We start from the raw sequence: 18,307 nt of genomic DNA, 5'->3' as shown, positions 1-18,307 counted from the left end.
GACGCTCACTTTTAAAATACCATCGGTATGAAAACGAACAATCTCCTTCTACTGGCTGACGCGTATAAATATTCCCATCACGCCTTATATTATCCCGGCACTGAAAAAATATACTCCTACCTGGAAAGCCGCGGCGGCATGTTTGATGAAACCGTCTTTTATGGACTGCAATATTTTCTGAAAGAATACCTGCAAGGTGAGACGTTTACCCGTGCAGATGTAGACGCTGCTGAACAGCTCATGGAGCAGGTCTTTGGCCGTAAGGGTGTTTTTAAGCGCGAGAATTTTGACTACATACTAAACAAACACGGCGGCCGGTTGCCCGTGCGCATCAAGGCCGTGCCCGAAGGTATGGCCGTGCCCGTGCGCCAGGTGTTAATGACGATTGAAAACACCGACCCGAATTGCTACTGGTTAACGAACTTCCTGGAAACGCTGCTGATGCAGGTATGGTACCCCAGCACAGTGGCCACACTGTCACACCAGGTGCGCAAGGTCGTAAAACGTTACTACGATGATACCGTTGATGCAGCAGCACACGGTGGCATTGACTTCGTTCTGAACGACTTTGGTTTTCGCGGTGTGAGCTCTGTGGAGAGTGCGGGGCTTGGCGGTTCGGCACATTTGCTCAGCTTCAGGGGGAGCGACACGGTGTATGCATCGGTGTTCGCCCAGCAGTATTACAAAGCCGACAAAGTATACGGTCTGTCGGTACCGGCGACAGAGCACTCCATCATGACATTGCTCGGCCAGGGTGGCGAAGAGAAAGTTTTTGACCATGTGCTGAACGCATATCCCGAAGGTATACTCGCGTGTGTATCGGACTCCTACGACGTGTTTCACGCCGTGAGCAACCTGTGGGGTGGTGTATTTAAAGACCGCATCCTGGCGCGCAACGGCCGGTTGGTAGTGCGTCCTGACAGCGGCGACCCCGTCATGACCCTGAAGACGATCTTCCAGCTCATGTTTGAAAAGTTTGGCTTTACCGTAAACAGCAAGGGCTACCGGGTGCTGCCGCCGCAGATCCGTGTTATACAGGGTGACGGTGTAGACTACGATTCTATCCAGACCATCTATGAAGCACTAAAGAAAGACGGCATATCGGCCGAGAACCTGGTGTTGGGTATGGGCGGTGCGTTGCTGCAAAAGGTGAATCGCGATACCCAGAAGTTTGCCTTGAAGTGCTCATATGCAGAAGTAGACGGTCGTCCGGTCATGGTGCAGAAGTCACCGAAGGAGATGGACGAAAACGGCAACCTGGTGCAGTCGTTCAAAACTTCCAAAGCAGGCCGTTTGAAGCTTGTGCGCGACAGCGCCGGCTTCCGCACGGTGGCGGAAGGAGCGGAGGCAGGGCTGCCCGACATTTTAGAAACGGTCTTCGAGAATGGAGAGATCAAGAAAGAGTATACCTTTGCATCCATACGCAACCAAGCCTAGTACGACGCTTTTATGGAAAACAACATCAAGATCTACAGTACCTCGACCGCACGGGTTCTCAGCGAACGCATTGCCTCCCACCTGGGCATGCCGCTGCACCACATCCACTGCGAGAAATTTTCGGACGGCGAGCTCTTTGTACGCTTCAACGAAAGCGTCCGGGGCCAGACCGTCTTTCTCATCGCCAAGATCAACATGCCGTATGAGAACATCTTTGAGCTGCTGCTGACCGTTGATGCTGCCCGTCGTTCTTCGGCCCGCGAGGTCGTGCTGGTGTTGCCGTACCTGCCGCACAGCCGCCAGGAGCGGCGGGACAACCAGCGCACCTCCATCTCCTCGCGCATCATTGCCGACATCATCCAGCAAATGGGCGCTGACCGCATCATTACCCTCGACCTGCACACCAACGCCATCGAGGGCTTTTACAAAATACCGCTTGACCCGCTCTCGTCGCTCAAGCTGTTTGTGGGCCACATCAAAAGCCTCAACCTGCCCGACCTTTGTCTGTGCAGCCCCGACTTTGGCGGCATCAAGCGCATCAAGCAATACAAAAAGCACGTGGACGCCGACATGGTGGTGATCAACAAAGAGCGCCTCAAAGCCAACCAGGTAGCGCACATGGAGATCATTGGCGACGTGACGGGCAAGAACATCATTATCGTGGACGATCTGGTGGATACGGCCGGTACGTTGTGTAAGGCGGCTGATCTGCTGATGGAGCACGGCGCCCGGTCGGTCCGTGCATACTGTACGCACGGTGTGTTGAGCGGCCCTGCACTGGACAACCTCACGAACTCGCGGTTGGAGAAACTGTACATGGCCGACACCGTTGTGGCCGAGCTGGATCACCCGAAGGTCGAGATCGTGACGTGCGCCGAGCTGCTGGCCCGCGCCATCGAGCACCTGGTGACCAACAAAAGCCTTAGCCAGATGGGCTAAAAGCGTTATCTTTGAGCATGTACCTGCTCTTTCCCGGACGCCACCAGCTCCTGACCAACTTCCAGTTTCATTACCTATTGGGTCTGTTGTCCAACGGTCTGCACACCGCGCGTGACATCCACGGAAAGGCGTTGCCCGCCGGTGACATCGACGCGATCGTGTTCGCCGTGACGTCGGCCAACCACAGCAATACCCGCCGCAATCCGCTGCCGTTTTATTTGCGCGCACTGGCCATTCGCGAGTTCACGGCCACGCTGGGTGTGCCGGTATATATCTATGGCATCGACGACGTGGGCAGCCTGAGCAACTTCGCCACCTACACCTTAAAACGCATTCGTCACGAAAGCGACGGCCAGCTGGACCTGCACGCAGGCAATACCGCGGTAATCTGTTCAACGCCTGTATTGGAAATGTATGAGCCGCTCGGCTTTCCCATCTTGCCGGCCGAGCTGACCGACCGCCGCACCTGGCAACACAATACCGCCCTGCCGTGGGACGTTGTTGAAAAGATTGCCACAAGCGGTGCGTGGGAGGATGACCGCTATATACACGATCACATGCATCCTTCGTCACGCGCACTGTGGCAACAGTATCGCCTGGCGAGCAAGGTGCAGTTGCTATTCCGCGATACCATGATTGGTGACGACGGTGATATCACCACCACTCGCGACTACAACACCTACGTGCGCCAGATGGACACCATCGCCGCATTGAAGTATACCGATACCGCACCGTACATCCGTCCGGGGCGTGTAGGCGACATTGGCTGTGCCGTAGGTTCATGGATTAAGCTTGCGTGCGATGACGTGCGGCTGCGCGAGTCGGACTTCTACGGCATCGAAGTAGCGCGCCACCTTTTTGACATCTGCCAACAACGAAAACACAACGGTGAGTTTAAGAATCCTTTTGTATTCTTCTCCCAACGCAACGCCGTGACGGGCCTGGCCTTCGAGCCGAACTCGATGGACACGATCCATACGTCGTCGCTTACGCACGAGATCGAATCCTACGGCAGCCGTGCCGACCTGCTTGTCTTTATTCGCAATCGCTACGCGGAGCTTCGTTCGGGTGGCGTCTGGATAAACCGCGACGTAGTAGGCCCGGAAAACAAACACCAGTCGGTGTTGATGAAGTTAAATGAAACGGACGGAAGCGATGATGATGTTTTCAAAGCCGCTGAAACGCGGGAAGCGCTGGCGCAGCACCTCGAGGGACTTTCTACCGCAGCACGCTTCCGTCGCTTTGCCCGGGACTTCCGGAGAAAAGAAGGATACACGCTGGCGTATGAGGACGTGGAGCACCAAGGAGCGCGTTATGTTCGACTGTCGCTCGGTGATGCGTGCGAGTTCATGAGCCGCAAGGATTATACCGACAACTGGGAGAGCGAGATGCACGAGACGTTTACGTTCTGGAGCTTTGCCGATTGGAAGCACGCGTTGGAAGAAGTGGGCTTTACCGTGGTGCCGGCTTCAAAGGCTTATGTCAACGAATGGATTGTCGACAACAGGCTTGTGGGCAAAGTAGCGCTATTCACAGTGCACGGAGGGGAGCTGATGCCGCTGGCCTATCCGGTCACCAACATGCTGCTGCTGGCGGAGAAAAAATAAGAGGCTGCCCTGTGGGGCAGCCTCTTCTATAGAGTACGATGGTAAATCGAATTTACTCGCCTTTTTTGAGATCGTGGATTTCGCGATCGATATCATACAATGCATCTTTCGCATTCATGAGGTCGAATATTTCGATGCAACGGCGTGCCTGACGCTCTTCCTCTAATTGCTCATCCAGGTACCATTGAAGGAACCGTGCTGTTTGAAAATCACGAGCTTTCTGACAGTGCTCGGTCATCTTATTGAAGTTCTCAGTGATCTGGATTTCCTGGTCGAGTGCTGCTACCAGGACCGAGCGCAGATCTTCAAAATTGCGTTCTACCTTGCCGACTTCCGGCGATAGCGCCAATGCCCCAGCATGGGTAATGTAGTGGAAGATCTTCATCATGTGCTCGCGCTCTTCGTCAGATTGCTTTCTGAAGAATTCGCCACAGCCGCGAAGACCTTGCGCATAACACCAGGCCGACATGGAAAGATATAAGGCTGATGAATGGGCTTCTACACCCATTTGTTGATTCAGGATGTCCAAAACACTCTCCTGAAGAGAGGTTTTCTGACGGAGTATTGAAGTAGTTTGCATGTTCTTTTTTGTTTATCACAGGTCGCCTAAATAGCAGGACTCAGTGTTCATTAAACAAAAATACCGCGTTAGATAACACGATCTAAGAAACGACGCGAAATGAGTATTATTTAAAACAAGTCTATATACAGACTGTCTGCCGGAGGGCAGTTTCGTGCGTGGAGATTCCCTGGCGCATGAGCATATCTTCCAACTTGAGATCAAACATCTGCTGCCCGTACAGCGAACGAAGCCGGGCAAAATCAGAAAGTGACAGTGTAACGGATCTGCCGCAGCCGGAAAGGGGCACACGCACCTGATCGAACTCGGTTGCCAGGTTGTTCAGGTACTCATCCATGTTTTTCCCTTGCATGGACGAAAACGTGAGCATGAACTCACAGATGTTCTGCTGAAACGTTTTCTCGCCCACCACCAACGCAAATCTGCTTCCGGCGCGTGAGAGCGTAAGTAAGAGCGTATCGGTCACCTGATTTTCCAAAGCGTGCATTTCGAGAGCAAATGTAGCGACAAGTTTGTATTCCAATACACCTTTCCGTAGAAAAAATCTAAATAAGGATAATTACACATCTATCTGTTAGTCAATTCATTAAAAACAACAACCGGAAAACCGGCCTCCTTTTAGGCTATCCGAGCCCTCGTCGCTGAGAGCTACTCCGGGCCGGGGATCATCCCCGCCGATGGGGGAATCTACGTAACCCTGCAGGCCAGGATCGGCCGTTGATCGGTTGATACACTTTTCCCTGATTTTAGGGCGTTGCAAAGCGCTTTGCTGCCTTCTTCCTTCTCTCGTCATGGAAGCTAGTACCCTCTTTTAGTGAAAGAAACCTTGATTCTGAACGAATTCGTGTCTACTTTTGTTTGGAATTAGTCTAAATAGGTTGGTTACTAACAAACCACGTCCATGAGGGATCCCATTCGTATTCTATTAGCCGACAACCAGCCTCTAACCGCCGCAGGACTCACGCAATTTCTTGGTGCCAACGACAATGCCAACATCATTGATGAGGTAACGAAACGTGAGCTGCTGGAACCCCTGCTTCGTAAACACACCCCCGACTTACTCATTGCTGATTACAACCTGAGTGGCTTTATTACCCGGCAGGATATTCATGCTGTAAAGAACATTTCTCCGCAGACACAGGTGCTCATCATTTCATCGGATGATAATAAGAGCAACATTCTCGACGTGCTACAATCAGGGGTAAAAGGCTATTTGACAAAAGAGTGTAGCCGTGAAGAGATCATGATGGCGATCCAGTCAGTGTCCCGGGGCGAGAAGTTCTATTGCCACAAGATACTCGATATCATTATGGAGAAACATTTCGGTGCCGAGATACCACAGGCAGCCGTCAATGTTCTCACCACCCGCGAAACCGAAATCCTCAAGTTGTTGGCCATGGGTAACTCCACCCAGAAAATTGCAGACGATTTGCACCTGAGCCCGCATACAGTGCAAACACATCGCAAGAGTATCATCCGCAAGCTCAGCATTAAGTCGCCCACGGAGTTTGTGATCTATGCAATTGACTTCGGTCTCATTAAACCGAGGTAACAGTCATCACCTGTAGAAGGTATGCGCCTAGCCTGGATGTATGAAGATATATAGCTCCCAGGTGATACACCCGCCGCATACACACTAACCCCCACAAGGTAAATCAAAAATGCCCGCTGCAAGCGATTGACGCGGGATGACATGCTGTTCTACTTTTGTTTAGAATTAATCTAAACAGAATGAGTAAATCTAGCGCCTACCGCATTGTTCTATTTCTCCTTATTATAGGTATATCGTTCTCTTCTTCTGCACAGCAGCTTCGCATTATTACCGCAGGCAGTGCGTTAACCGAGACGGTATGCGCCCTGGGAGATTGTGATAAGATCATTGCTTCGGATCGTACGAGCCTGTACCCGGCAGAGATTCAGAAGTTGCCTTCCATTGGTTACCGCAGCAGCATTAACGCTGAAGGTATTTTGGGATTGAAGCCGACCTTAATTATAGCGGAGAAAGATTATGTAGACGATGCAGTGCTGCAACAACTTGCCGGCAGTGGCGTGAAGCTCGTGGTCGTAGACCGAAAATATACTTTTGACGATACGCGCAAGTTCATACAACAGATCGCGACGGCGCTGCACCGCGAGGCCGAAGGTAAAAAGTTGATTGCCAAGATCGAAGGTGAGCTGGCCGAGGCGAAAGCGATGTTGAAACGCGCGACGGCAACACCGACGGCGATTTGTATTTACAATAGAGGCACCGCGACAGTCAGTGTAGCAGGTACCAACACCTTTGGTGAGATATTGCCCTATGCCGGCGCGACCAGCGCGGTGAAAGATATAGAAGGATATAAGCCGCTAAATACAGAGGCGCTCATTGCAGCTAACCCTGACTACCTGGTGATGATCGACGCCGGTGTACAAAGCCTGGGGGGTGTTGAAGGCGTGCTAAAAGTGCCCGGTATCGCACAAACGACGGCTGGCAAGAAGAAACAGATCGTCTCCCTCGACAGTTTGATGTTGACCAACTTTGGCCCGCGCTTCGGTGAAGCCGTGAAGGCATTGGTTGTATTACTGCACCCCGAGCTACAAACCAAATAACGAAGCATGAACGGTGCAGTGACTTTGCGCGATTATCGTACCACGGTTGTCCTGGCGGGCCTCGGTGGCAGCTTATTGGTGGCGACTATATTCTCGCTCACCATTGGCGCCGTATCGATACCGGCCGGCGATGTGGTGGTGATCCTGCTGCAGAAGCTTGGTCTTTTTCACAGCACGGCGGTGGATGAAATGCATACCGTGGTATTGTCGTCGATCCGGATACCGCGCATTGTCATGACAATTCTGATCGGTGGTGCGTTGGGCGTGAGCGGCGCGGCATTACAGGGACTCTTCCGGAATCCTTTGGTAGAGCCCAGCCTGATCGGTGTATCGGGTGGCTCAGCGGCCGCGGTGGTCGTGCTTATTGTTTTTGGTGGTCCGTTGTCGCTATACCTCGCGGCGTGGGTGTATGATTCGCTCTTGCCCATCGTTGCCTTTGCGGGCGGGCTTTCGGCTACCTTCCTGGTGTTACGCCTGAGCAGCGAGCTGGGGCGCACCAATGTGGCGGTGTTGATCCTGACAGGCGTTGCGCTGAATGCGCTCGCGGAAGCGGTCATCGGCCTGGCAATCTTCTATGCCGACGACAATCAACTGCGCACATTTACCTTTTGGACACTCGGTGATCTGGGTGGCGCTACATGGCAAAAGCTAGGCTTCGCGGCGCCCTTTCTGATCGGATCAACGGGGGCGCTGCTCTTCTTTGCACGCTCGCTGAATGCGCTCGCGCTGGGAGAGGCCGAGGCTTATCACATCGGTGTAGATGTAGAACGCACTAAAAAACTAATCATACTTTTTGCCGCACTGGCGGTGGGTGTAAGTGTATCGCTGGCGGGCATGATCGGCTTTATCGGACTCGTAGTTCCTCACGTTATCCGGCTGTCGTTTCAGGCGGATAACCGGCTGGTGTTACCGGCCTCGGTGTTGGGCGGTGCGTTGCTGTTGGTGCTGGCCGATGTTATCGCACGCACGGTAGTCAGCCCGTCAGAACTGCCGATTGGTGTCGTGACGGCGTTGATCGGCGCACCCTTCTTTGTGGCCCTTTTATTAAACGCAAAAAAGAGACACGAGCTATAATGTACGAAGCCAATCAAATAGCGTTTCGCACCCAGGGAAAAACGATCCTGGATGGTATATCCCTGCAGGTGATGCCCGGTGCCTTTACGGCGATTGTTGGCCCGAATGGTGCCGGCAAAAGCACACTGCTGAAGGTTATGGCGCACGAGCACCGCTCCAGCCAGGGAACAGTGAGTATTAATGGACAGGATATTGGTTCATATACACCGCGTGAGCTGGCGCATGTACGTGCCGTGTTGCCGCAGAGCACTACCGTTCAATTTACCTTTACCGTGGAGCAGGTAGTAGCCCTGGGCCGTCACGGCCGCCGGGCATTGCCCACAGAAGACAGGGCCGTTTGTGAAGCGGTCATGACCGTAACCGGTACGCTGGCTTTTCGCGATCGTCAATATCAAACCCTGTCGGGCGGAGAGAAACAACGCGTACAACTGGCGCGTGTGCTGGCGCAGATGTGGGACGAAACGGTATACCCGCGGTACATTCTACTCGATGAGCCCACCAGCAGCCTGGACATTGCCCAACAGCAATACATCTTTCACCTGGCCCGTACGGTCTGCCGTCGCAACATCGGCGTAATGGCGATCGTGCACGACCTCAACCAGGCGGTGCAGTATGCCGACACGCTATACTTTCTACGCGATGGCCAGGTGGTAGCAAACGGCCCCGCCGGCGAGGTATTTACAAAAAGTAATATTGAAGAAACGTTCCGATGTCGCGTCAATTTATACCGCGACCCGGTCACCGGCCACCCGTATATCATTCCGGCCAGCGATCCTGCTGAACGGTTTATCGCGGTGGGTAAATAATCTATAACGCAAGACAAAAAGAATAACACGTGGAAACTTCAACTCAAACTAAAACATCTGCAGCTGCTGGCGCAAACGCGCTGGCCGAAGCCTGGGAATCACTGCAACAAACGAAGCCCGGTATTCGCATTCGGGAAGCAGCCCGGGCCTTGGGAGCCAGCGAGGCCGAGCTGCTCGCCACGAAGATCGGTCCGCAGGTAGTGCGCTTGCAAGGGCCCTGGCCGGAGCTGCTGCGACGGTTTACGACACTCGGTCGTGTCATGTCGCTTACACGCAACGACGCCTGTATCCTGGAACATAAAGGACTCTTTCAGGAGATCGATATTATTGATGCCGGTCCACGGTCGATGGCGACGGTCATTGGTCCCATCGAAAGCCGTGTGTTCTTCCACGCCTGGCACGTAGCCTTCGCCGCCACCGAAGAGAAAACCGACCGGGTGCTGAAGAGCATTCAGGTGTTTGATCGCTCGGGCGAAGCCATCACCAAAATATACCTGCAAGAGAAGAGCGATGAAGAAGCCTATGCGCGCCTGATCGAAGACTTCCGTTCGCCCGACCAAAGCCCGGAGCAACCGGTGTCGGTCTACGCAGCAGAAGTACTGCAAGGACCCGAAAACGAAGCGGCTTTTCTGCAAGAGTGGAGTGAGTTGAAAGACACGCACGAATTCTTTGGCATGCTGCGTCGTCACAAAGTGGACCGCTACCATGCGCTGGAAGTCGCACGGGGAAAATATACCTACCAGCTTAATGCCAAGGCTACACCCCAGGTCATTCTGGAACAGGCCGCCGCGCAAAAGCTTCCCATCATGATCTTCGCCGGCAACCGCGGCAACTTGCAGATACACCAGGGCAAGGTGCGCACCATTCGGTTGCTGGAACGCGGCCACAATGGTCCCGAGCCGTGGCTGAATGTACTCGATCCCGACTTCAACATGCACCTGCGCATGGACCTGGTGGATACGGCATGGGTTGTAAAGAAAAATACAACGGAAGGGTTTGTTACGTCGGTGGAGCTGTTTAACAAACAGCGCAACCTGGTTGCCCAATTCTTTGGCTTGCGCAAACCGGGCATACCCGAAAAGCTCGAGTGGCGCAGCATCGTCGAAAACTTACCAGCCCTGTAATATGAAATACCGATTGGCAATCGCCAGTGTATTGCTGGCCTGGCAAGGGCCGTTGCTATACGCACAGGATTCGCTTCGTACGACGCAGCTGCAGAACGTGGTAGTCACTGGCCAGTTCGAGCCGCAGTCGATCCGGCAGTCCGTATACCAGGTGCGCACCATCTCATACGCACAGATCGTGCGACGAGGCGCTACCGATCTGCAGAGTGTGCTCGCGACGGAGCTGGGAGTTCGTTTTACGAACGACCTGGCCCTGGGTACGAGCGATATCCGGTTGATGGGCATGGGTGGACAGGCTGTGAAGATTCTGCTGGACGGTGTGCCGTTACTGGAGCGCGGCGAAAGCCGCGAAGCCCTGAATCAGATCGATATCAATACCGTGGATCACATCGAGATCGTGGAGGGACCAATGTCGGTGATGTATGGCACCGACGCCCTGGCCGGTGTGCTCAACATCATTACTAAAAAATACGATGGCCATTGGAACCTCGAAGCACGCGTGCTGGAAGAGACCGCGGGGGACGAGTACGATCCTTTTACCGACAAAGGTGTGCATAATGAAAGTGTGGGCGCCCATTGGCAACGTGGTAAATGGTCGGCGGGTGGTTCGGTCACGCGTAACAACTCCGGTGGCTGGAACGAAGGACACTATCCCAGCGACCTGCCGGCACAGCCCATGCGGTGGCACCCCAAAGAGCAGTGGCTCGGCATGGGCAACGTAGGATTTTCCACCGGCAAGCTCACGCTGCGCTATAGATTGAACTATACAGACGAGACCATAAACAGCCTGGGGACGTATAACCCGCGGGTGGGGCAGGCCGTCGACAAGGAATATATCACGCATCGGTACAATCACCAGGTGCAAGCGGATTGGAACCTCACTGAGCGACTGGTATACAACGGCGTGGCCAGCTACCAGGATTATTCGCGCCGCACCCGCACGGTGCTGTACGACATGGCGACGGGCGCAACCTGGCTCTCACCCGGGGCGGGTACACAAGACGAGACGAACTTTAGCATGGCCATGAGCCGCGGCACGTTCCTATACCGGTTGTCGGATCGCATCTCTCTGCAACCCGGCTATGACATCAACCTCAGCAAAGGTGCCGGCGACCGCATAGACCGCGAACGAGAGATAAACGACTATGCTGTTTTTGCCACGGCGGAGTTCAAGCCTACGTCGTCCCTGAACATTCGGCCCGGCGTACGGTTTATTCACAACTCGGCATACGATGCCCCACCTGTAGTACCTTCCGTGAACACCAAGTTTCAGCTCTCGTCGCGACTGGATCTACGATGGGCCTATGCGTATGGCTTTCGCTCGCCGGCGTTGCGTGAATTATACTTCAGCTTTCACGACGCCAGCCACGACGTCTACGGCAATGAGAATCTGAAGGCCGAGTACTCTAACAGCTTTATCGGCTCGCTGGCCTGGCAGGCGTACACGGGAAACAAGTCTCAGTTGAATTCAACACTGGCCGGTTTCTACAACACCTTTAAAGATCAGATCATTCTCGCTACGGTGGCCGACCCATCGGTGCCATCGGGTAGGATTTCGCGGTATGAGAACATTACAAAGTCGCGTACAATCGGTACAACACTGGACAACAACTACCAGTACGGTGGTCTGCAGGTTTCCCTGGGCTTTTCGTATATCGGCGTGTCTGACCCGGTGAAGGCTGCGGAAGGTGATCTGGAGTTGCTCTGGTCGCCAGAGGTGCGTACCAACGTGGCCTATACCTGGAGCAAGCCGGCTACTACGGTGAGCCTGTACTACAAATACACCGGCAAGAGCTCCAACTACGAGACCGTTACGCCGGAAGGAAGCACCGAGCCCATCACACGCCTGGCCACCCGCGAAAACTTTCAATGGGCGGATTTCACCGTGGCCCAACGAATCAACCGGATGCTGGACCTGACACTGGGAGTACGAAACCTGCTGGACGTGACGACGCTGCGCAATACGTCCCTGGATGTTGGCAACGCGCACAGCGGTGGGGGAGATGTACCGATGAGCTACGGCCGCTCCTACTTCCTGTCCCTGTACTTTCACCTTACCAAATAACATGAGCACCTATAATTTTTACATAATCTAAATTCTTATGAATAGCTTGAACAGATTTCTGAAGTTGGCTGCTACCGCGTGTAGTATTGTACTCTTAGTGCTTGTGATCAACGCATGTAGCGATGATGATCCCCCACTTCCGGCCAACGAGGCAGACTTCGAGGCCACTACATTAGGTCTGGAAGATGGCCAGGAAGAAGCCGAAATAAAACTAAACCTGTCGCGTGCCGTAGATGTGGCCACCGACTTTACCGTGAGCTTTGTCGCTACGGGCGTACAGTATGGCACCCACTTCACGACTGAACCGGCTGCGACGGATGGTAAGCTGACGGTATCGGTACCGACGGCTTCCAGCACAGTGTCGTTTAAGGTGCTGCGCAAGAGCGACGTGTTTCTGGACGGTGATGCTTCCATCATCTTCACTGTTGGCACCGCAGCACAAAACGCGGTGATAGGAGAGAAGTCGACCGTGACGGTGTCGTTCTCGCCCATCGTATCGGAAGGACAGCAGATGACGCTGAACGGCATCATTAGCGATGAGCTGGGCTCGAGCGCAGGTAACTCGGTGTTTGTAGATTTTAGCAGCAACCAGCAGACGGGTGTAGCCCGCAAGTCATGGGATCTCGGTTTTTATAGTGGTGACGAGTTCTGGGTTATTATTAACAACACCACCGCGGCGTCGGTGATCGCTGTCGATGCGACGGATTTAGTTGACGTTACAGCAGAGAATGTTAACACAGAAGGCCTGGCCCTGGGTCAGGGTGCCGGCACGTTCGATATCATTGACGATGTAACCGGTGACCTGACTAAAACCGCCATTAAAGAAATCTCGGCTACCGAAGCGGATAACAAAGTATATGTGATCAACCGCACAGGTGGTTTTGGCATTGTTGATGCGCCGGAGAACCTCATCAAACTTCGTGTGCTCCGCAACGGAGCGGGCTACAAAGTGCAATACGCTCCGCTGACGTCAAGTGAGTTTACCGAGATCGAAATAACGAAGTCCGCTACGAATGACTTTACGTACGTGTCGTTTACCACGGGTGGCGTTGTAAACGTGGCACCTGCACGCGAGAAGTGGGACATCGAGTGGACGTATAGCATCTACAAAGCACCGCAGGGTATTCCGTATGCCTATTCGGATCTGGTGTTCATCAACAGTCGCGGCGGTGTATCAGCCGTGCAGGTGCTGGAAACCACAGTATCATACGACCAATTCGCGGCCAGCCATGTAGCAAGCCTGAAGTTTGATGGCCAACGCGATGTGATCGGCTCTGGCTGGCGCGTAACGTCTGCGCCTCCGGGCAGCACCGATGTGGTCGGTGTACGGACTGACCGGTACTATGTGGTAAAGGATACGTATGAAAACGTTTACAAGCTACGGTTTATAAACTTCCACGCGGCAGATGGTGGCACGCGTGGTAAGCCGTTGATTGAATACAAACTTGTTGTGAAGGGATAATAGTTCTTTTAAACCTACACGGGCCGGGACAACAGCTGTCCCGGCTGCTGTAGGTAACAAGCCTAAGACCGCTCTCTTTTTTCTGTTATTCTGATAATAATGTTATGATCCGCCAAGCTATCCCACAGCTTCCGTCGCTCGACCTGGCGCGCTCGCGCGACTTTTATGAACGCAAGCTGGACTTTGTATTGCATCGTCAGTACGAAGACCTGATCATCCTCAAACGCGATGATATTGAAATCCATTTGTGGCATTGCACCGATCCGGCTATTCCACAAAACTCCAGCCTGTACTTTCGCGTGTCGGGAGATATTGAGGAACTGTATGAGCATTGTGAGCGGAAGGGCATTGTGCGTCTCCACCTGGAGGATCGGCCCTGGGGTGTGAAAGAATTCTACGTGGGCGATCCCGACGGTAACGTGTTGAAATTTGGTCAACCTTCTTTTGGCGTCCAATGAACATGCCGTTGCACATTGAAGAGCGGGCGCTGTATCAGAATGACCTCTTTAAGGTTGTGCAGCTGGCGGGTGCTGAACGCCAACGGTTGCGTACGCGGTATGCCACGGGGGAGCAGTTCATGATAGTCAAGAAAGGCCGCTTGATTATACACCTCAATGGTACCGATCACGAATTATCGCGTGGCAAGACGCTGGTGGTGCCGGCCGGGCAGCCGTATGGCTTGCGCGCAATGACGAGCTTTGAAGTGATCTCGGTCATGGGGCCGTCCGTTGTTACAACCTTTGCAGACGAATAAGATATGCTGAGTGAAAAGTCCGCCCAGTATTTTGTAGCGTTGGCCGAAAGCACACTGGCCAGTCAGGATATTACCCTGACGGCAAAGAAAAAGCGTATTCTGGAAGAAATCCTCAACGGCCATGGCTCCTTCGACGCCGAATCGGTATACCTGCGTCTGTGTAACCAGGGCCGGTGTGTCAGCCGGTCGACAGTATACAATACCCTGGCGGTGCTGGTGCGCGTGGGACTGCTGATAATCAGCCATGACCCACAGCGGAAGCTTCAGATATACCATTTGCAATGCCAGAGCATCACACTTTTAACACGTGGGCAGCCTTAAAATCCATAATCATTACGATACCTCACGCGTAACGTTGTTTTTATGTTCACACATGTCTAATTTGCGGCTTGTGACCCTCATGTACCATGGCCGTAAAGGATAAATCCGAGAAAGATCCCGGCGATTTTAAGATCGACCACAGCAGCCCTATACCGTTGCACATTCAAGTAGAGAACGAGCTGCGGAAATTGATTGAAAGCCCGCATTTTCAAAATGGAAAGCTACTGCCCAAAGAAGTAGAGCTGGCCAAGCGGCTGGGCATTTCGCGTAATACGATCCGTCAGGCAACCAACAAACTGCAACACGAAAACCTCTTGGTGCGGAAGAAAGGGGTTGGTACAACCGTCGTCAAGAAGACCGTCAGCACACGCCTGGATAATTGGTTGAGCTTCAGCGACGAGATGCACAACCAGGGCGTAGAGTCCATCAACCATAGCATCAAGGTCTCCTGGGTCAACGCGGACGAAGAAGTAGCCCTGAGTCTCGGCATTGAGCAAGATAAACGCGTGCTGCGGCTGGAGCGCCTGCGGGGCACCGGCAACGGTCCGTTTGTATACTTCATCTCATACTTCCACCCGCGCGTGGGGTTCACCGGCAAAGAAGACTTTTCCCGACACTTGTACGAGATCATGGAACATGATTATCACACCATTCCCACCATCTCCAGGGAGAAAATCAGTGCGGTATCGGCAAAAACAGAAATTGCCAAAAAACTGGGTCTGAAGAAAGGTGACGCCGTGCTGTTCCGAAAACGCATCGTGTGCGATCCGGGCAACCGGCCGGTGGAATACAACCTCGGCTACTATCGCGGCGACAGCTTCACCTATGAAATCGACATCCGGCGCTGAGAGCCAGGGTGAGTGTGAGAGCGAAAAAACCGTCTGTATTCACGCTCACGCTCCGTCTACCCTTTTAAGGGTAGACATTTTTAACCCTCCAGGGTGATAGGACAATACACGTTCCCAACCTAGCTTTGCGGTTATTCAGTATTTAGACCGCGGAATATGGCAGAAAAGAAGCTTTCGACACTGTTCAAAAAAGTCATCGGCAAGCTTCACTTGTGGTTAGGCCTTACTTCGGGCATCATCGTTTTTATCATTGCCGTAACCGGCTGCCTCTATGCCTTCCAGGCGGAGATCCGCAACCTCACCGAAGGCCACCGGTTTGTGGAGGTGCAAAACAAGGCCTATTTACCGCCGTCACGGTTGAAAGACATTGCCATGGCAGCCCTGCCCGGCAAACATCTGCATGCCGTGTTATATGGGAAGCCCGGAAAGGCTGCGGAAGTGATCTTTTATCACCCGGACCCGGTAGATTATTATGTAGCATACCTCAATCCGTATACAGGTGAAATACTGAAGCTATCAGACGAAGAAGCGGGTTTTTTCCCGTTCATTCTCGACGGACATTTTTACCTCTGGCTGCCCAACGAAATCGGTCAGCCCATTGTGGCATCCGCTACGCTGGTATTTTTCTTTATGCTCATCTCGGGCATCGTCCTGTGGTGGCCGCGGAACAAGGCTGCTGCCAAACAACGGTTTAGCATCAAGTGGAGCGCGCGCTGGCGCCGGAAGAACTACGACCTGCACAACGTGCTGGGCTTCTACGTATCGTGGATCGCGATCATTTTTGCCATCACCGGATTGGTGTGGGGCTTTACCTGGTTTGCCGAAGGACTCTATGCTGTAACCGGTGGTAAAAAGTCGGTTATGTATACGGAGCCGGTGTCTGACACCACGCAGGTGGCGTCGTTTGACGAGCCCGTCATGGATAAGATCTGGCGCCGGATGACAGCTGAATATCCAAATGCCGCCGTGCTGGAAGTACATAGCCCTGAAACAGCCTCGTCACCCATTGCCGTCGGTGTGAACCCCGACGACGGCACGTACTGGCAAAACGATAACATCTACTTCGATCAGTATACGTTGAAAGAGCTTTCCGTAGACCATGTCTATGGCCGGTTTAAAGACGCTGCCGCGGCCGACAAGCTCATGCGGATGAACTACGACATTCACGTCGGCGCCGTGCTGGGCTTACCCGGCAAAATACTGGCCTTCTGCGCCAGCCTCCTATGCGCCAGTCTGCCCGTTACCGGGTTCTATATCTGGTGGGGTCGCCGCAAGAAGAAAGGCAGTGAGCTGGAAGACGAAGCAAACATACAACCTGCATGTAAGCCTGCCGCCGTCAAACGTCCGGCGCCTGTGATGCGCAGACCTGTCGTCGCAGCCAATAAATAGCGTTTATTTCTCCAGGTATTCTTTAATCAACAGCAGGGCCTTCTGATACCCTTCTGTAAAGTTCTTGCCGCCACCCGGATAGTCCTCGATGCTTCGCAGTCCGTTGATCAACATTTTGCCCCCTTGCTCGGCATTATCGTCGTCGTAGAAACCAGATACCCACGGCTCGTCTTTCTCAAAGTCATCGCGCAGACCGATACCGTTGGAGAAGAACTGGAACGGCGTCTGCAGAACGCGTGGCTCGAAGTAACCCTGGTCATTGTCGTTGATCATTTGAAAGTAGGAAAGGAGGAAATCTACATGGGCCAATACACGTGTATTGAGCTCGGCCCGGGCCTCCTTATGATCGGGCTTTGTCCGCCACTGGTTAGATTGCGGCGCCAGCAGGTCGAACGATTTACTTTTATACTCCTCGGAAACCTGGCATTTTAAGATCGTGCCGAGTGTCTCTTTCGGTCCGTCGACGATCTCGAGCACCAGCCACTTACTGTCTATACTGTTGATCATAAATTTTGTACTGTTCTCAGTGTTCCTCAACGTAATGACAAGCTCCTTGCCGTGGCGACGCCATTGGCCCGCGCGGTAAAGCGGTTGATGCGCAACCGTAGGCTCTTCGTCTTCGTGCTCGTACTTGTTGAAGAACGACGTGCTGCCGTCGTCATAGAAGGAAAGGAACGCATCGTAGTAGATCGTCTCGCTTTCATGATCGTTTTCTGCTAGCTCCATCTTGACGATGTGCCACGTTTGTTCGATGCCGGGAGCAAAGAGGTTACACGCCGTGGGAATGATCAGCAAAAGCAGGAAGGAGAAGATACGGAATGGCATAGGGTCAACTATAGTATACACGATAAAGAAAATAAATCCCTTGCACAAAGGGTTGTCTACGTAAGATTAGTATCCTAAATGATCTTTTCAAGAAGTGTCTATAAAACAAAAGCGACTGCCCTGGTGGGACAGCCGCTTCATATCAAAAGGATAAACGGGATTACCGCTTCTTCTTCTTCGCTACTTTCTTAGCCGCTTTTTTTGGGGCGCTTTTAACAGCCTTTTTAGCGACTACTTTTTTCGGGGCTACTTTCTTTACCACTTTTTTAGGAGCGGTTTTCTTCACCACCTTCTTAGCAACGGCCTTTACCGCCTTCTTCGGCGCGGCCTTTTTCGCTACCTTTTTGGCAACGGCTTTCACCGCTTTCTTCGGTGCAGCTTTCTTCGCTACCGTCTTGACGGCCTTTTTAGGCGCAGCCTTCACTACACCCTTCACAACCTTAGCGACAGTCTTAACAACTTTCTTTACGCCTTTTACCACTTTGGC

General features: G+C 53.1%; 18 protein-coding genes. 15 read left to right on the top strand and 3 right to left on the bottom strand.

From position 1 onward, the window contains the following. Nucleotides 1-27: 27 nt before the first annotated feature. The 3 genes from KK062_RS10705 to KK062_RS10695 are packed head-to-tail and all read left to right on the top strand — an operon-like array spanning nt 28 to nt 3,983. On the top strand, nt 28-1,437 hold the full coding sequence (locus tag KK062_RS10705; protein ID WP_254084289.1) for a nicotinate phosphoribosyltransferase: 1,410 nt from the start codon (nt 28-30) through the stop codon (nt 1,435-1,437). A gap of 12 nt (nt 1,438-1,449) precedes the next feature. Beyond that, complete coding sequence (locus KK062_RS10700) at nt 1,450-2,376, top strand: ribose-phosphate diphosphokinase (RefSeq protein ID WP_254084288.1); 927 nt, start codon at nt 1,450-1,452, stop codon at nt 2,374-2,376. Nucleotides 2,377-2,393: 17 nt separating this feature from the next. Then, on the top strand, nt 2,394-3,983 hold the full coding sequence (locus tag KK062_RS10695; protein ID WP_254084287.1) for a class I SAM-dependent methyltransferase: 1,590 nt from the start codon (nt 2,394-2,396) through the stop codon (nt 3,981-3,983). Between the two features lie 52 nt (nt 3,984-4,035). Here KK062_RS10695 and KK062_RS10690 read toward each other — a convergent pair whose 3' ends face one another. Both KK062_RS10690 and KK062_RS10685 read right to left on the bottom strand, forming a co-directional pair. After that, nucleotides 4,036-4,563 carry a ferritin gene (locus KK062_RS10690; protein WP_254084286.1) on the bottom strand — a complete coding sequence of 176 codons (528 nt, stop codon included), beginning with the start codon at nt 4,561-4,563 and terminating at the stop codon, nt 4,036-4,038. Nucleotides 4,564-4,684: 121 nt separating this feature from the next. Continuing rightward, a complete protein-coding gene (locus KK062_RS10685) occupies nt 4,685-5,050 on the bottom strand; it encodes a hypothetical protein (RefSeq protein WP_254084285.1) in 366 nt (121 codons plus the stop codon). A gap of 414 nt (nt 5,051-5,464) precedes the next feature. Here KK062_RS10685 and KK062_RS10680 point away from each other — a divergent pair, with 414 nt between their 5' ends. The 12 genes from KK062_RS10680 (at nt 5,465) to KK062_RS10625 (ending at nt 16,995) form a co-directional block, all read left to right on the top strand. Then, complete coding sequence (locus KK062_RS10680; protein ID WP_254084284.1) at nt 5,465-6,115, top strand: LuxR C-terminal-related transcriptional regulator; 651 nt, start codon at nt 5,465-5,467, stop codon at nt 6,113-6,115. Nucleotides 6,116-6,294: 179 nt separating this feature from the next. Beyond that, nucleotides 6,295-7,152, top strand: a complete 858-nt coding sequence (locus KK062_RS10675) for a heme/hemin ABC transporter substrate-binding protein (RefSeq protein WP_254084283.1) — start codon at nt 6,295-6,297, stop codon at nt 7,150-7,152. 6 nt (nt 7,153-7,158) lie between these two features. Continuing rightward, a complete protein-coding gene (locus tag KK062_RS10670) occupies nt 7,159-8,226 on the top strand; it encodes a FecCD family ABC transporter permease (RefSeq protein ID WP_254084282.1) in 1,068 nt (355 codons plus the stop codon). Then, the gene (locus KK062_RS10665) at nt 8,226-9,032 is read left to right on the top strand and encodes a heme ABC transporter ATP-binding protein (protein ID WP_254084281.1); all 807 of its coding nucleotides are present in this window, start codon (nt 8,226-8,228) and stop codon (nt 9,030-9,032) included. The genes KK062_RS10670 and KK062_RS10665 overlap by 1 nt, the downstream gene beginning before the upstream one ends. 29 nt (nt 9,033-9,061) lie before the next feature. After that, nucleotides 9,062-10,156 carry a hemin-degrading factor gene (locus KK062_RS10660; protein ID WP_254084280.1) on the top strand — a complete coding sequence of 365 codons (1,095 nt, stop codon included), beginning with the start codon at nt 9,062-9,064 and terminating at the stop codon, nt 10,154-10,156. A gap of 1 nt (nt 10,157) precedes the next feature. Next, a complete protein-coding gene (locus KK062_RS10655) occupies nt 10,158-12,221 on the top strand; it encodes a TonB-dependent receptor plug domain-containing protein (protein WP_254084279.1) in 2,064 nt (687 codons plus the stop codon). Nucleotides 12,222-12,258: 37 nt separating this feature from the next. Further along, nucleotides 12,259-13,683, top strand: coding sequence for an HmuY family protein (locus KK062_RS10650; protein WP_254084278.1), 1,425 nt, complete (start codon nt 12,259-12,261; stop codon nt 13,681-13,683). A gap of 104 nt (nt 13,684-13,787) precedes the next feature. Beyond that, the gene (locus tag KK062_RS10645) at nt 13,788-14,141 is read left to right on the top strand and encodes a bleomycin resistance protein (protein WP_254084277.1); all 354 of its coding nucleotides are present in this window, start codon (nt 13,788-13,790) and stop codon (nt 14,139-14,141) included. Next, nucleotides 14,138-14,437 (top strand): cupin domain-containing protein, encoded by a 300-nt coding sequence (locus tag KK062_RS10640; RefSeq protein WP_254084276.1) that lies wholly within the window; start codon nt 14,138-14,140, stop codon nt 14,435-14,437. Before KK062_RS10645 ends, KK062_RS10640 begins: the two co-directional genes overlap by 4 nt. A 3-nt stretch (nt 14,438-14,440) precedes the next feature. Then, a complete protein-coding gene (locus tag KK062_RS10635; protein WP_254084275.1) occupies nt 14,441-14,758 on the top strand; it encodes a transcriptional repressor in 318 nt (105 codons plus the stop codon). An 86-nt stretch (nt 14,759-14,844) separates the two neighbouring features. Then, nucleotides 14,845-15,606: a GntR family transcriptional regulator gene (locus tag KK062_RS10630; RefSeq protein ID WP_254084274.1), complete on the top strand. Its 762-nt coding sequence runs from the start codon at nt 14,845-14,847 to the stop codon at nt 15,604-15,606. A gap of 156 nt (nt 15,607-15,762) precedes the next feature. Continuing rightward, nucleotides 15,763-16,995 carry a PepSY-associated TM helix domain-containing protein gene (locus KK062_RS10625; protein ID WP_254084273.1) on the top strand — a complete coding sequence of 411 codons (1,233 nt, stop codon included), beginning with the start codon at nt 15,763-15,765 and terminating at the stop codon, nt 16,993-16,995. Between the two features lie 3 nt (nt 16,996-16,998). Here the strand turns inward: KK062_RS10625 and KK062_RS10620 are convergent, their stop codons facing one another. After that, nucleotides 16,999-17,820, bottom strand: a complete 822-nt coding sequence (locus KK062_RS10620) for a hypothetical protein (protein ID WP_254084272.1) — start codon at nt 17,818-17,820, stop codon at nt 16,999-17,001. Nucleotides 17,821-18,307 lie beyond the last annotated feature (487 nt).

This window comes from Dawidia cretensis (assembly GCF_018598175.1).
Lineage (GTDB): Bacteria > Bacteroidota > Bacteroidia > Cytophagales > Cyclobacteriaceae > Ohtaekwangia > Ohtaekwangia cretensis.
Note: the sequence above shows the minus strand (reverse complement) of the source record. Positions and strands in the feature narration are given on the sequence as shown.